Raw genomic sequence first — 16,021 nt, forward strand, 5'->3', positions numbered from 1 at the left:
ATACTTTTGGTAACTATATGAAAAAAATATCACTACTTCCATAAAGGAAGTTATTGCATATACAATAGCAATACGAAACAAAGAGGATTTATATAAGGAGGTGGTGATTTCCATGGGGATAAAAAAGTTATTTGGATTTCTTAGTTTGTTTGTTATTTGTATTGTGCTTGTAGCATGCGGTGTGGAAGAGAAAACTGAAGTCCAGTTATTAAAAGAAATGCCAAAGCCAAAAGCAATGACAATTGATCCCTCACTAAGTAAAAAAGAAGCGACAGAAATGGTTCATGCGGCGCAGCGTTTTTATGCATTTTGGGATACAGGTAAGGAGGAACTTATTCCGCAGACTGTTACTAAAGATTTCTTCGATAATACATTGCCGAAAGGGCGACCACAAGGCATTGAAGGATTAAAGTTTGCAGCGCAAAATTTTCGTAAAGTTGTGCCTGATATACATTGCGAGATTGAAGACTTATTAGTTGTTGGAGGTAAAGTAACAGCCCGTCTTTCTTTTACAGGAACGCATAATGGTAAGGAAATTAATTTTTTTGCAATTGATATTTTACATGTGAAAGACGGAAAGATAACGGAAGATTGGCATTTAGAAGATAATCTTACACTACAGCAGCAACTCAGCTTAATAGCTGAAGAGTAGATCATATTGGGGAGAGGAAAGCGATGAAAAATATATTTATTATAAATGGACATGAAAAATACGTTACAAAGGAAGGACGATTAAATAAAACGTTAGTAGATCATATGGTTACTGTATTAGGCGAGAATCATTATGTGAAAACAACAACGATTCAAGATGGGTACAATATTAAAGAAGAACAAGATAAATTTTTATGGGCAGATGTTGTTATTTATCAAACACCGATTTATTGGTTTAGTGTACCAGGTTTATTTAAAACGTATATGGATGAAGTATATGAATACGGTTTGTTCTTTAAAGGTGCAGATGAATACGGAACAGGTGGTTTATTAAAAAAGAAATCGTATATGTTCTCTACAACTTGGAATGCACCTGAAAAAGCATTTGGAGATAAGACGAAGTTCTTTGAAGGAGAAAGTTTAGAATCAGCGCTTAGTCATTTACACCGCGTGCAAAAGTTTCTCGGTATGAGTCCGTTAAAGAGTTTTGCTTGTTATGATGTGGTGAAGAATCCGGATATAGAGAAGTATTTAGGGAACTTGAAGAATCATTTAGAAGAAGTTATTCAATAATTAGAGTCATCCCCGTATTTAATGCGGGGATGACTCTATCCATAACTTCGTAAAATTTGCCCAGCTGAATGAATCAGTTGTTACGTTTTTTTAGGAAGGGTGATATGTTATTCTTTTTAAAACGGATCAACTTCAGCCAAATCAGGGTTAGCATTCGGATTTGTTAATAAGGTTTTCAGCTCACCTACTTCAGAGAGCGCAACGAGGATATAACCACTAATAAGGACGACGAGTCCGATGACCCTTAATGTTTGCAGTGTAATATCACGGCTATTGTTTTCGGAGTTGTCTTGGGGCGTTGAAGGTGGATTGTTATTCATAAATAAGGCTCCCATCTTTTGTATTTATATATGTGCGAAATCATTATTTAACTTATGGATAGGAATTATATAGTCATTTTCACTATATGAGAAATGCCTATGAAAAGTGATAAGGAATTTTGGGGCGAGAAAAGGGGGGAATCCAAAAGATTATTAAAACTGAACTTTTGGATTCCCCCCTTTTTTATTTATCCTGCTATTTGTGGTGGTCGGATTTCCTGTAAACGACCAGTTGACTCATTATTTTCATGTAAATACAAGGTTAGTTAACCAAAGTAGTTATCCTAATATACGCAACGATTCTTCAATAAACGCTGGGATGTCCTCTGGCTGTCTACTTGTTACTAGCTGATTTTGACATACGACAACCTCTTTGTCATGAAAGTTCCCGCCGGCATTTTTCAAATCGACTTCAATAGATTTATATCCAGTTACATCGCGTCCTTCAAGTGTTTGTGCAGTGATGAGTAGCTGAGGTCCGTGACAAATAGCGAAAACAGGTTTTTCCGCATCCATAAATGCTTTACTAAAGCGAACAAAACGTTCATCGGCACGAAGTATATCTGGAGAAAATCCACCCGGTATGAAGAGGGCATCAAAGTTCTCTGGAGAAACATCATCAATACTTTTATCAATCACGACTTCACTTTTTCCTTGCTTACCGTGTACCGTTTTCCCTTTTTCCATTTCAATAGTTGTGAATTCATATCCCTTTTGTTTAAAAGCTTCTACTGGCTCTGTGTATTCTGTATCCTCGAAATAATCCGTTATTAAAATAGCAATTTTTTTACTCATTCTAATCCGCTCCTTATATTATATTATCGGCTCCAGAATCTTCCTTGGGCAATGCCTTCTATAAATGATTCAATTGAAGTATTTGTTAAGTTGTAAACTCCTGCTTCATCCAGTTTAATCTTACTATGGTCCAAAGCATGAGGATTACTAAGGACATGAGCTATCGGTTTAAAATGTTTAAAAGTAGTTTCTGCAAATTCTAAAACAGGGGGTTGAATGACAGACTCACTACTAAACACTAATACTGCATCAAAAAGGGAGGAGTCTGTTGTTGTATAAGTATCAGTTACTTTAATGGAATCATTGAACTGATAAATTTTATTATCTATGATGCTATAGTTAATACGATGCTGTGCAAAAGCTTGAATCCATTCGGACAGAAGGGAGACACTTGGGTCACCATTTAATAGAATTGCAACATTTTTGGAGTCAGCTTTAAAAATAGTGTTAGACATACTTAGTGCAGGTGATTTTGCATCTGAATTTACTTCGTGATTTTCCTTAGGTAAAGGAGATCCAATAATGTTAGCGACTTCTTGTGCTAATTGACGATCGACGTGGTTTAGGAGAGCAATTACATTTGCCTTCACCATGTCTGATTTACACTTCCCAACTTCGAAGCAAAAAGCTTCTTTTATGTGCTGCTTTTCAATAGGGCTCATACTATTGTAGAAAAGTTTAGCCTGAGAATAAAAGTTAAGAAAGCTTTTACTGCGACCTCTAATTTTATGCCCATCAATCTTTTCTTGATAATGTTCATATCCTCCTTGTTCGGCTTGGACGGTTGCAGGTTGATTGTTATTTAATCCATTAGGATGATAGCTTGTTTGACCGCGATGAATCTGCATTTGATGCATACCATCACGTTGATTATTATGAAAAGGACATACGGGCTGATTGATAGGGATTTGATGGAAATTAGGGCCCCCTAAACGAGATAATTGTGTATCTGTATAGGAGAATAATCTTCCTTGCAGAAGAGGGTCATTTGAAAAATCAATACCTGGTACGACATGACCAGGGTGAAAAGCTACCTGCTCTGTTTCAGCAAAGAAGTTATCAACATTTTTGTTCAATGTCATTTTACCAACTAATTTTACGGGAACTTCTTCTTCTGGCCATAATTTCGTTGGATCTAAAATATCAAAATCAAATTTATGTTCATCTTCTTCTGGAATTAACTGTAATCCAAGCTCCCATTCAGGATAATCCCCTTTTTCAATTGCTTCGTATAAATCTTGACGATGAAAATCAGGATTTTTCCCAGCAATCTTTTGAGCTTCATCCCATACTAATGAATGAACCCCGAGGGTAGGTTTCCAGTGAAATTTTACGAAATGGGCTTTTCCTTCTGCGTTAATGAGTCGAAATGTGTGAACTCCAAAACCTTCCATCATTCGTAAACTACGTGGAATAGTTCGGTCGCTCATTTGCCACATGACCATATGAGTGGACTCAGGATTATGCGCAACAAAGTCCCAAAAGGTATCATGAGCGCTAGCTCCTTGAGGAATATTATTATGTGGTTCTGGTTTAACTGCATGGACAAAATCAGGAAATTTAATGGCATCTTGGATAAAGAATACTGGCATATTATTACCCACTAAATCATAGTTTCCTTCATCTGTATAAAATTTTGTGGCGAATCCGCGTACATCTCTTACTGTGTCATTGGATCCTTTAGAACCTTGAACGGTTGAGAACCGTACAAATACAGGTGTTTTCTTTGAAGGATTAGTAAGAAAATCTGCTTTCGTATATGCTTCTAACGATTCATAAAGCTGAAAATAACCATGAGCGCCAACTCCGCGTGCATGAACAATCCTTTCAGGAATTCGTTCATGATCAAAGTGGGTCATTTTCTCGCGAAAGTGGAAATCTTCTATTAAGGTTGGGCCTCTTAAGCCCATCTTTAAAGAAAATTCATCTTCAGCTATTTTTACTCCTTGGTTTGTTGTTAAAGCATGTTTGCGTTGATTGTCGGTAACATGGTGCTTCAATTGCTCCATTTTTTTATTCACAATATAGGCCCCTCCTTTACGCTGTTAATTTAATAGATACCCTTTTTATTAGGACGTAAACATGTATTATGATTTTTGTATGTAAAAATCATAATTAAACCCTAAAACATCAAGGGGAAGAAAGGGAGTTTGTATAGCACTCTATGCTTAAGAAAAACAGGAGTAACATACCTAAAGTTTGTAATTAAGTATGAACGATAGGTTTAACATTAAAAAATAAAAAAGCCAAGGAGATAATTTATTTTCTCCTTGGCTTTTAAGATAATTCTTTTCGTTAAAATGCGGAAATTCTTTGCTTCGTTTTTGGTACAATAATAAATTTGATCCAGAGTAACCCGACAATCATAATGATAAGGCTATGTAAAAATTGACCTGTAGCAATGAGTATAACAATTGAAAATACAATGAGTTGAATACTTAGCAATATAAAGATTAAGCTAAGAAACTGCTTCATCCTTTCTTCAGTATGGATTGGATATAATGCTACAATAATATTTCTCGAAAAATATTTCCATAGTGAACGAAGCTGCATAGAGATCATATATAGAACGATGTAAGTGATAGCGCCTTTTACGTATATATTTGGTATGAAATATAAGGCGAAAGCACTGATCAATCCTAAGCGAATATATATACCGAAATAATCATTTCCACGTAAAAATGCTAGTGTATGTAAGTAGAAGAAAGTTGCTCGTTTTTTATGTAATAAAGGTTCAATCCAATTTGTAAGCCATTTTCTTTTATTTACTTGTTTATTCAGTTGCGGAACATCTGTAAAAATGCTAGCAAATTGATAAAAACGAACGTTCATTTTTTCTTCTTGCTCGATTATGTAATCCCACGGTATTCGTTTTGTAGGCTGTTTTTTCGTATATAGAAGTAGGAAAGCAAGTAGTAAGAGTAGTCCGCCCAATATGAGAACATTTGCGGAATAAAACAGCATGAAAACGATTAGGGCGTTACAAGTAATACGAATGATTAGCCATATGTTTTTTTCGTGACTATCACGCCACATCCAATGTATGTACATGTTCCAGGCTTTCGTAATCATTAACATGATAAAGATTGTACATAAAAAAGGAACCGTTAATTGCAATGATTGCATAGCAAGTGGAACGAGAATAAGGAACGTAAATAACAATGGGAAAAGCTGAATGATGTAATTGTATAGAAGAGATTTTTTGAAATAAGATGTTAATTTCTCTTCTAGTGCTAGTAAATAGACAGCATCAGGTTTTTGAATAAATGTACGGATAGGGCATCTCGTTATAATGAATGTAAGTACAATCGTTATAATTATTAAAGATATTCCTTTAGAAGGAGATGCTTTTAGAAACTGAGCATAATAATATGCACCAACGCATGAAATAAAGATAAAGCTATATAGTAAACCGTTAATCATACGTGCAAAGTATGTAATGATATTTTGAATATGTTGTTGGAAGCGACTGCTCCATAGCGATTCGATTGACATGTTTTTCACCTCTTTGTTCTATTATATATGTTTTACAAAAGAAAAAACGAGCAAATTGCGTTATGCAACTTGCCCGTTTTTCTTTTCGTTATTTTTTTTCTGATCACGATTCATTAATGGATAGAAAGCAAATCCGATTACGAATAAACCAATTCCGAGAAGGAACGTTTTTATATCGGATGCGCCGGTTTTAATAACCCATAGTGCGTAGCAAAGTGCGATAACTGCGACTATGCCATCTGTAATTCTTGCCCGCATTTCATTTTTATATGTTTCACCAGTTGCGACTAGTTTTAACTGGAAGATTGGTGAAACGAGATATGGAATGAGGTAGGCCAGTGTCGATACGGTAATAACGAATGTATAAGCTTCCGCAATGGTTCCTGATAATGTTGAGAATAGGAATACTTGCGACATAATGTTTGTTAATCGTAATGAGTAAATTGGACTTCCTTTTTTATTTGTTTTCGTGAAGAAGGAAGGGAAGAAACCTTCTTTTGCTGCTTGATAAGGTACTTCTGAGCTTAATAAAATCCAGCCTAAGATAGAACCGAACAGGGAAGTAAGAGCAAGTAATGCCATCAGTTTCCCGCCGCCATGACCCATTGCAGCGTTTAGTGCATCTGCTAATGGACGTTCAGAAGTTTGTAATTTATCAACGTGAAGTACACCCATTGTTAAAATTGTAATTCCTAAGTAAATCGCAACTGTAATAAGTAATCCCGCAACTGTTGCACGTTTTACCGTTTTTGGAGAAACAGCACGGTTTGATAAAAGAACGGCTGATTCAATTCCGATAAACGCCCAAAGCGTTGTAAGAGCAGCTAAATTTACTTGTGAAAGAAGACCATGTGATACACCTGATTTATCAATCATCGGCGTGTACCATTGTCCAAACTTAGAAGCTTCGAATGCAAATAACGTAACGACGATGAATAAAAGGAATCCAGTTACTTTCGTTGTTGTTGCTAAGAAGTTTAGTTTTCCAGCTCCGCTTACACCATTTGTTAATATAATATGAGTTCCCCAAAGTAAGATGGAACAAATCGTAAATGTAATTAGTTTTCCGACTTCTATGTTAAAAGAACCGATTGAAAATAGTAGTCGCGTATCTTTCATAATTGGGAAGAAGAGTGATAAATATCCCGCAAATGATGTAATGATGGCAACGTTACTTGCCCAGTTTGCAACCCAATATCCCCATACCATACTGAATCCAGCCATTTTTTTCTTTTTTGGTGTTGAGAATAAAGCATATGCATGACTTTGTGGTCCTGTCGTTAAATCAGGACGACGAATTGCTAAATTACCGAAAACAAGAGCTAGCATTAAAACACCAAACCCTGTTGTTAACCAAGCTAAAGTGACACCGAGTGGGCTTGCTGTTTGTGCCAACGTACTTGGCACCATGAAAATACCAGCGCCAACCATGTTACCGACAACGAAAGCTGTTAGTACCCAAAAGCCCCATTTTTTTTGTTGCATAGAAAATACCTCCAAAGTTAGTATAACCAAGTCAAGCGAGGAGATATGTATGTCTTCTTAGTAGAGAAGAGAAGTCCCAAACAAAACAAAAAAAGCACATAATCTGCCGCTACATGCTTTCTATCTTATAAGAAACCCACGACATACCTCTCGATAGCTCTCCACAAACGAAACGTTTGTGACAGTTCTGCACTTATTAAATGCAGACCCAGCAAGCGTGCATGGTGGACACGACTTACTTCGGCAACCATTCCTTTCTCATTCCTTCATCAATGCCACTACATCTCCTGAAATGATACTCTTAATGATTGCAACCTCTACCTCACCGAGATACGAATGAGGATTTAAATATTAAATTAACGTCTTTAAGAGTAACAAATGTATTTTTATACGTCAATGGATATAGTAATAATCAGATTATAGAGAAGAGTTTGTGATTAAAAGTAAGAGGGATTGTTATGTGATATTTGAATTTTCGTAATATAATACATGTTATTGGCGCTAGATGATTGAAAAGGGGATGAAATAAATGTCTGTTTGTCATAAACATTCAGTAATAGGTGTGTTAGATTCGGGAGTTGGGGGATTAACAGTTGCGAGCGAAATTATAAGACAATTGCCTAAAGAGAGCATTTATTATATTGGTGATAATAAGCGTTGCCCGTATGGGCCAAGAAGTGTAGAGGAGGTGCAATCTTTCGTATTTGAAATGGTTGAGTTCCTCAAACAGTTTCCATTAAAAGCGCTAGTCGTAGCATGTAATACTGCTGCAGCTGCTGCATTGACTGCGCTGCAAGAAGCACTTTCCATTCCAGTTATTGGCGTTATACATCCAGGAGCAAGAGCGGCAATTAAAGTAACAAAGAAAGAGAAGATCGGAGTAATTGGAACTGTAGGTACGATAAAATCTAATATGTACGAAAAAGCATTACACGAGCTTGATACATATTTGGAAGTGCATAGTCATGCGTGTCCGACTTTAGCTACAGTTGTAGAAAATCGATTAGAAGATATAGCATATGTCACGCAGCAAGTGAAACAAGCGTTACTTCCATTAACGAAAGAAGATATAGATACGTTAATTCTTGGGTGTACGCATTATCCACTTCTAGAGTCCTATATAAAAAAGGAACTAGGAGAAGATGTAACGATTATTAGTTCTGCAGAAGAAACAGCGATAGAGTTAAGTACCATTTTACAGCACAAAGGAATTTTGTCTGACAATCTGAATCCGAAGCATCGCTTTTTTACAACGGGATCTGTTTTATCATTTGAACATATTGCTGAGCGATGGCTAGGGTATCAAATTTCTGTAGAATGTGTGGATTTACCCGTAAAGAATGCTCGTATCTGTAATTAGACTGTATTAAAGTACTTTTTGTTCAATAAATTAGGTTAGTTGCATAAGAAGGAAAAAATGCACTTTTAATTGAAAGGATTAAGGTCATTTCAATTAAAGGGGAGATTGGATTATGGAATTATCAAGATCTCAATTATTTGCTTTAGAGTATATTTCAAAATATGCAGAGAACGAAAAACGTGAGGCTAAAGCAACGATTAATCATATACTTAAAATGTCTAATATTACAGATGAAATATTTGAAGAAGCTGTCGCTAATTTAAAATCTCATGCAAGGATTGCTTTACACTTTCATCCAGACAGACTTGATTCGAGTATGAAAAGTGTTGCTGAAGCATTGTTTGAGCAAGGAGTATATAAAAGTCAATTTGAAACATTACTATCTAATGGAAGCGTATCTGCTTACCCTGGTGGTGAACGTGACCTTTGGGAAAAGAGAATATTTGGAGGGGCATATCAATTAGAAGGCGTAACGAATGAGCAACGGCCAAAATACGGAGCGCTAAATTTAATGTTACATCCAGATGGGCCGGCTCCGCGTTTTGGTTCATGTTATTTTCTTTTATCTCCAAAAGTTTCTTCGCGCTCTACATATACGTATTTAGATTCGCATCAAGATCCGAAAGAAAAGGGGACTTATGAGGAGTTTGATATGATTTTAGCTGCTCTTTTGGAAGAGACATTTGTAAGAGATTTTGCAATTGGTGAAGGAAATTTGACTCCAACAATATTAATTAATCATTTACTGGCTAATCTGAAAAGGCCGTTTATAGATTTAGTAAGCAAAGAGCCAGCCCGTAATCTTAATCATTATATTGAAGCGCAGATTCATGGAGGGATTTCTCTTAAAGAAGACGTAGAGATGCTTGTTGCAGATCCTTCATTTAAGGGTACGGATGTAGGAAGAGTTTTAGAAGAAATTTGCCTGAAGTATGCTATTGATTTGTATTGGCACATCGGTTTTGTACTTATGGTAGACGAAGTTCCGATGGATTTTAGAGGTTCAAAAATGCCATCTTTAGCAAGACGCATTGCAAGGAATCATTGTATCGATGCAAATATAATTGGCTCTGCTGTAGTGGATTTGAAACGCAATCCATTATCTTGGAGTGATCGTGGCACTTATGAAGAAGTGCTTCAGGAATTAAAATTATTATGGCATGTTTTAGTTCGATTTGGAAAACCAAATCGGAAGTAGAATGAAATACTCCGTTTTTCGGAAGTATTTATATAGAAAAGAAGCTGATTTAAAAATAAATCAGCTTCTTTTTATAAGATTAAACTAAGTTTAATACAGTTACTTTTTCACGTGTCATAGACTCAAGGCTCTTACGAATACCTTGTGCGCCCATACCTGAACCTTTTACACCGATGAATGGGAAGTGATCAGGGCCGCGCTCTGTACGTCCGTTAATTTGAACAGAACCAGTTTCGATTTTGTTAGCAATTGCAAATGCTTTGTTAATGTCTTTTGTGAAGACACTTGCTTGTAAGCCGAACTCTGATTTGTTAGCAATTTCAATTGCTTGCTCGTCTGAAGAAACACGGATGATTGGAAGGATTGGGCCAAATGGCTCTTCCCAAGCAACTTTCATTTCTTCTGTTACGTGGTCGATTAATGTTGGGTAAATTAAGTTACGCTCACGTTTGTTACCGATAACGATTGTAGCACCTTTTTCAACAGCATCGTCAACTAAGCCTTGAACGAAGTCAGCAGACTTGTCGTCGATTAATGGAACGATTGTGCTGTCTTGTTCTGGAGATCCAACTGATAGTTCAGCTACTTGCGCTTTTAATAAGCTAACAAGCTCGTCCGCTACGTTTTCGTGTACAAGTACACGTTTAATAGCTGTACAACGTTGACCAGAGTAAGAGAATGCACCGCTTACGATATGGTTTGCAGCATCTTGTAAGTCAGCATCTTCACGAACGATACCAGGATCTTTACCACCAAGTTCTAATACAAGTGGAATCATTGAAGCTTTTTTCGCTAAATGTTTACCTGTGTTTGTACCACCTGTGAACGATACCATATTGACGCCTTCGTGTTCTACTAAGTAGTCACCAATTACAGAACCGCGTCCTGTAGCTACGTTTACAAGACCTTTTGGAAGGCCGGCTTTGTGAAGTGCTTCAACCATTTTAATACCACTAATTGCACCTTGAGTTGCTGGTTTGAAAATAACAGCGTTACCCATAATTAATGCTGGTGCAAGTTTTGCAGCAGATAAGTTTACTGGGTAGTTAAATGGTGCGATTGCTAATACAACACCAAGTGGTGCGCGTTGGATGATCGCAAGTTTCGATTTCGTTCCGCCAGGGAAGCTATCGCCCATCATGCTTTCTCCGTGCATATGTAAAGCTTCTTCGATCGTGTAACGAATGAAGTCAGCTGTACGAACAACTTCTTTCTTCGCATCTTTATAGCCTTTACCGACTTCTTTCATAATGATATCGGCAATTTCATCCTGCATATTTACGAGCTCATCAGCCCATTTATATAAGTATTTTGCGCGATCTTGTAGGGAAGCTTCAGCCCATGATTTTTGAGCTTCTTTTGCAGATGCAATTGCTTCATCTACTTCTCCGCGAGTAATTGCTTGTACTTGTCCAATTACTTCGTGTAAGTATGGAGATGGAATTTCGATTGTTTCTCCTGAAGAGCTTTCTCTCCATTCTCCGTCTAAATAAAATTTGTACGTATTGCTAGTTGTCATGATTAGTCCTCCTAAAATAGCAACTTGTAAGAGTGAGTATAAGGTGATTGTAGGGGGTTTGATAACATTTTTCAAATGAAATGTTTGTGAAAACGATTTCTTATTCTTTTTTTATTTTGTATGCCCTTTCTTACAGAACATTCTTTTATTTCAAACTGGTTTATTATGTCATGAACCATTTGCATTTTCGTGCATTTTACTTTATGTGTAAAAAAACAATTGACAGAATACTCAATAAAGTTGTAAGATTATAAATGGAAAATAAATGAAGGGGGTGTGCGTAATGATTGTAATCGTAAATGTAATGAGCTTAGCTCTGTTAAATGGCAGAAAACATTTATATCATTACGCAACCCGTGCGGATATATAGGGCATCTTTGTCTTATAAAAAGCGTACGTTGCGTATATCGTAACGTACGCTTTTTATGCATTCCTGTGCATATCGTCAAGCGGCGGTATGCTTTTTTTTGTTTATTTTCCATGTTACTATATAAAATTTTGGAAGGTGGAAAAATGTGATGAGATTGTATGGGTTACGAAATGTAAATGTGATGGATTTGGATAGCGGATAAAGAAATGAGAAGTAAACGAGAACGAGAAGGGAGAGGTTACATTGTTATCAGTATTACTAAAGTTAAAATGGTTTTTTAAAGAGCACTGGAAGAGATATAGTATTGCCATTGGAGCTCTTTTAATTGTGAATATAGTTGAAGTTATTCCCCCGAAAGTGTTAGGGGTTACGATAGATAACATAAAAACAGGAACGTTATCGAACGAAGCAATTATGCAATCTATTCTCATTTTAATAGGGGTTACGATCGTTGGATATGGCCTCACTTTCGTATGGCAACATCAATTGTTTGGCGGTGCATTTGTACTGGAGAAAACGATGCGCTCTAAATTTATGGGGCATTTACTTAAGATGACGCCGACTTTTTATCAAAAAAATCGTACTGGCGATTTAATGGCGAGAGCAACGAATGATTTAAAAGCAATCGCTATGACAGCTGGTTTTGGTATATTAACGCTCGTGGATTCTAGTTTATATATGCTTACGATCGTTTGTATGATGGGTTTTACAATTAGTTGGGAGCTTACATTTGCAGCGCTTATACCACTTCCAATTATGGCGTATGCGATGAATATATATGGAAAGAAATTGCATGAAAGATTTACAGTTGCGCAAGATGCGTTCGGTGATATGAATGATAAAGTGCTTGAATCAATCGCTGGTGTGCGCGTTATTCGTGCATACGTACAAGAGAATGCAGACGAGGAAAGATTTCATCATTTAGGAGATGACGTCTACGAAAAAAATATGAAGGTAGCGAGAATTGATGCATTATTCCAACCAACTGTGAAAATGCTTGTCGGTCTTAGTTATTTAATCGGTTTAGTGTACGGTGCATACCTTGTGTTCCAGTCAAAGGTGACGCTTGGTGAACTCGTTTCTTTTAACGTGTATTTAGGGATGATGATTTGGCCGATGTTTGCAATTGGTGAATTAATTAATGTTATGCAAAGAGGAAATGCTTCGCTTGACCGTGTGAATGAAACGTTAGCGTATGAGCCAGATGTAAAGAATCCGAAACATCCAAAGCTTGTGCAAGAGCCGGATTATATTCAGTTTGATGATGTGTCTTTCTCATATCCTTCATCAACTGAAGAAAATTTAAAAAAGGTTTCTTTCACATTAAAGCAAGGAGAAACGCTTGGGGTTGTCGGAAAAACAGGAAGTGGGAAAACGACGCTTGTACGTCAACTTCTTCGTCAATATCCGCTTGGAGATGGAGATATTGCAGTCTCTGATGTGACGTTAGATAACATAGCGAATGAAAATGTACTCGGATGGATTGGGTATGTACCTCAGGAACATATTTTGTTCTCAAAAACAGCGAGGGAAAATATTTTATTCGGAAACCGAGAAGCGACTGAAGAAGAACTCGAGAAAGCGATTGAAATCGCGGCGTTTACAAAGGATTTAGAGTTTTTACCAGAAGGGTTAGAAACGCTCGTTGGAGAGAAAGGTGTTTCTTTATCAGGTGGACAAAAGCAAAGGATTTCAATTGCGCGAGCTGTTATTCAAAATCCAGAAATTTTAATTTTGGATGATTCTTTATCAGCTGTAGATGCTCGTACGGAAGCAGCGATCATTGAAAATATAAGAACGGAAAGAAGCGGAAAGACGACGATTATTACGACGCATCGTTTATCTGCAGTGCAACATGCGGATTGGATTCTCGTTATGGATGAAGGCGCAGTTATGGAAGAAGGTACGCATGCTCAGCTTATCCAGAGCGGAGGCTGGTATGCTGAACAGTTTGAAAGACAACAAGGTGAAAGTGAAAGTGCGGATAGTGGGGTGAAAATATGAGCGTTTCAAAACGATTGTTTCAATACGCGATGAAAGTGAAAGGGACGATTTTTGCAGCGATGGCGATGTTATTTATTTTCGTCATTGCAGAGCTTGCTGGTCCTTTCGTCGCTAAAACGATGATTGATGATCATATCGTCGGGATAGAGAAATCTTGGTATGAAACAGAAAAGAGTGAAGAAGCTGTTTCATATAATGGCGCGTTTTATAAGCGAAGTGATCGCTTTGAACAAGGCGAGACAAAAGGTAAAGAAGTACGCGTAATGCAAGTCGGTTTTCAATATTACTTTGTACCGAATAAAGTGAATATTGAAGGATCACGTACTGTAAAAGGGGATATGATTACCGTTCAAAATGGTAAGGCGGTGCAAGTGTATAAAGCGAAGGCATTAACGAAAGAAGAAGTGTTTGCGTTTTATAAACCAGAAATAAACCGTCTATTATTACTTGGTGGTGGCTATTTCGCTTTATTAGTAGTTGTATCATTATTTGCATACGGAAAGCAGTTCTTTTTGCAGAAGGCAGCGAACAAAATTATTCAAATTATGAGGGAAGATGTTTTTTCTCATATTCAAACGTTGCCGATTCGGTACTTTGATCATTTACCGGCGGGGAAAATTGTTTCGCGCGTGACGAATGATACAGAGGCCATTCGTGATTTATATGTAACGGTACTTGCAACATTCGTTTCTAGTATCATCTATATTATTGGGATATTTGCTGCACTATTTTTACTAGATGTGAAGCTCGCTTCACTATGTTTATTAATTATCCCAATTTTAATTGTTTGGGCGATTCTTTATAGAAAATACGCGTCTGTATACAATCATAAAATGCGCTCTCGTTTATCTGATATTAACGGAACAGTGAATGAATCCATTCAAGGGATGCCAATTATTCAAGCGTTCCGTCAAGAGCGTGAAACGAAAAAAGAATTTGAAGAATTAAATGGCGATTATTTTAAGTATCAAAATAAAATTTTAAATTTAAATGCAGCAACTTCGCATAACTTAGTAGCCGTATTAAGAAATATCGCTTTCACAGGAGTGATTTGGTATTTCGGAGGTGCGTCATTAAGTGCTACAGGTATTATTTCACTTGGGGTACTGTATGCGTTCGTCGATTATTTAACACGATTATTCTCGCCAATTACGAATATGGTGAACCAGCTTGCCAACTTAGAGCAAGCGCGCGTTGCATCAGAACGTGTCTTTGAATTGTTAGAGGAAAAAGGGGAAGCGGTAGAAGAAGAACGTATGCCTCGTTTAAAAGGAAATGTAAAATTTGATAATGTATCATTTTCTTATAATGGAAAAGATGAGGTGTTAAAAAATATTTCTTTTGAAGCGAAACAAGGCGAGACAGTGGCACTTGTCGGTCATACTGGATCAGGAAAAAGTTCTATCATGAATGTACTCTTTCAATTTTATGAGTTTGAAAAAGGAAGGCTTACGATTGATGGTCACGATGTAAGAGAAATGCCGAAACAAGCAACTCGTGAGCATATGGGAATCGTATTGCAAGACCCGTTTTTATTTAGCGGGACGGTCGCTTCCAATGTAAGCTTAGAGAACGAAAAAATTTCAAAAGAGCGTATCATAAAAGCATTGCATGATGTTGGTGCTGAAAGATTTGCAAACAATATAAATGAAGAAATTACAGAAAAGGGAAGTACGCTTTCCACTGGAGAACGTCAGCTTATTTCATTTGCTAGGGCGCTTGCTTTTGATCCAGCTATCTTAATTTTAGATGAAGCAACGTCTAGTATTGATACAGAAACAGAGGCGATGATTCAACAAGCACTAGAAGTTGTGAAAAAAGGAAGAACGACATTTATTATTGCTCACCGTCTTTCAACGATTAAAAGCGCAGATCAAATTATTGTGCTCGATAGAGGAACGATTTTGGAAAAAGGGTCTCATGATGAACTAATGAAAAAGCGTGGGCGTTATTATGATATGTATAAAACGCAAATGGAAGGCAATCAGAGTGCTTAATAGGTATGGAGGAGAACTTGTGATTTTCACAAGTTCTTTTTTATTGATGAACATGTCGACTCTTTAGCGAATTACGACAGTTAAATAAGAAGTATTGTTTTACCTTTTTCTTTATAAATGCTATATTAAAAAATGTTACTTATTTTTTGTATGTAGCGTTATTTTTCCCTTTTGTTTGATTATGAAGAAAAAGGATAAACTAAATAAGAACATTTTCATTGAAAAATTGTTCAAGATTGCATACAATCAATATA

Annotated in this window: 12 protein-coding genes and 1 riboswitch; of the genes, 6 read left to right on the forward strand and 6 right to left on the reverse strand. The window is 36.7% G+C overall.

The window, feature by feature from the left end:
• Nucleotides 1-112 precede the first annotated feature (112 nt).
• Nucleotides 113-652, forward strand: a complete 540-nt coding sequence (locus ACO6VI_RS17240) for an ester cyclase (RefSeq protein ID WP_063546543.1) — start codon at nucleotides 113-115, stop codon at nucleotides 650-652.
• 23 nt (nucleotides 653-675) lie between these two features.
• Nucleotides 676-1,224, forward strand: a complete 549-nt coding sequence (locus tag ACO6VI_RS17245) for an NAD(P)H-dependent oxidoreductase (RefSeq protein WP_063546545.1) — start codon at nucleotides 676-678, stop codon at nucleotides 1,222-1,224.
• A 116-nt stretch (nucleotides 1,225-1,340) separates the two neighbouring features.
• Here ACO6VI_RS17245 and ACO6VI_RS17250 read toward each other — a convergent pair whose 3' ends face one another.
• The 5 genes from ACO6VI_RS17250 to ACO6VI_RS17270 all read right to left on the reverse strand — a co-directional run bounded on the left by ACO6VI_RS17250 (nucleotide 1,341) and on the right by ACO6VI_RS17270 (nucleotide 7,319).
• Complete coding sequence (locus ACO6VI_RS17250; protein WP_016078064.1) at nucleotides 1,341-1,544, reverse strand: hypothetical protein; 204 nt, start codon at nucleotides 1,542-1,544, stop codon at nucleotides 1,341-1,343.
• 279 nt (nucleotides 1,545-1,823) lie between these two features.
• Nucleotides 1,824-2,339, reverse strand: coding sequence for a type 1 glutamine amidotransferase domain-containing protein (locus ACO6VI_RS17255; protein ID WP_000037532.1), 516 nt, complete (start codon nucleotides 2,337-2,339; stop codon nucleotides 1,824-1,826).
• A gap of 23 nt (nucleotides 2,340-2,362) precedes the next feature.
• Nucleotides 2,363-4,360, reverse strand: coding sequence for a catalase (locus ACO6VI_RS17260; protein ID WP_063546547.1), 1,998 nt, complete (start codon nucleotides 4,358-4,360; stop codon nucleotides 2,363-2,365).
• Between the two features lie 274 nt (nucleotides 4,361-4,634).
• Nucleotides 4,635-5,834, reverse strand: coding sequence for an ABC transporter permease (locus ACO6VI_RS17265; RefSeq protein ID WP_422423719.1), 1,200 nt, complete (start codon nucleotides 5,832-5,834; stop codon nucleotides 4,635-4,637).
• Between the two features lie 60 nt (nucleotides 5,835-5,894).
• Nucleotides 5,895-7,319 (reverse strand): amino acid permease, encoded by a 1,425-nt coding sequence (locus ACO6VI_RS17270; protein WP_001186293.1) that lies wholly within the window; start codon nucleotides 7,317-7,319, stop codon nucleotides 5,895-5,897.
• Nucleotides 7,320-7,465: 146 nt separating this feature from the next.
• A riboswitch (Lysine riboswitch) is annotated at nucleotides 7,466-7,647 on the reverse strand.
• A 201-nt stretch (nucleotides 7,648-7,848) separates the two neighbouring features.
• Between ACO6VI_RS17270 and racE the strand changes: the two genes are divergently transcribed.
• On the forward strand, nucleotides 7,849-8,679 hold the full coding sequence (gene racE, locus ACO6VI_RS17275) for a glutamate racemase (protein WP_000109671.1): 831 nt from the start codon (nucleotides 7,849-7,851) through the stop codon (nucleotides 8,677-8,679).
• Nucleotides 8,680-8,791: 112 nt separating this feature from the next.
• Nucleotides 8,792-9,877: a DUF3626 domain-containing protein gene (locus ACO6VI_RS17280; protein ID WP_088021529.1), complete on the forward strand. Its 1,086-nt coding sequence runs from the start codon at nucleotides 8,792-8,794 to the stop codon at nucleotides 9,875-9,877.
• Between the two features lie 79 nt (nucleotides 9,878-9,956).
• On the opposite strand, the gene gapN is transcribed toward ACO6VI_RS17280, so the two are convergent.
• Nucleotides 9,957-11,396, reverse strand: coding sequence for an NADP-dependent glyceraldehyde-3-phosphate dehydrogenase (gene gapN, locus ACO6VI_RS17285; protein WP_000213616.1), 1,440 nt, complete (start codon nucleotides 11,394-11,396; stop codon nucleotides 9,957-9,959).
• 613 nt (nucleotides 11,397-12,009) lie between these two features.
• Between gapN and ACO6VI_RS17290 the strand changes: the two genes are divergently transcribed.
• Together ACO6VI_RS17290 and ACO6VI_RS17295 are read left to right on the forward strand one after the other, a co-directional pair.
• Nucleotides 12,010-13,770 (forward strand): ABC transporter ATP-binding protein, encoded by a 1,761-nt coding sequence (locus ACO6VI_RS17290; protein ID WP_000953768.1) that lies wholly within the window; start codon nucleotides 12,010-12,012, stop codon nucleotides 13,768-13,770.
• Nucleotides 13,767-15,767, forward strand: coding sequence for an ABC transporter ATP-binding protein (locus tag ACO6VI_RS17295; RefSeq protein WP_023521255.1), 2,001 nt, complete (start codon nucleotides 13,767-13,769; stop codon nucleotides 15,765-15,767). The genes ACO6VI_RS17290 and ACO6VI_RS17295 overlap by 4 nt, the downstream gene beginning before the upstream one ends.
• Nucleotides 15,768-16,021 lie beyond the last annotated feature (254 nt).

The organism is Bacillus sp. PSXD-155, from assembly GCF_049310765.1.
GTDB classification, from domain to species: Bacteria; Bacillota; Bacilli; order Bacillales; family Bacillaceae_G; genus Bacillus_A; species Bacillus_A cereus.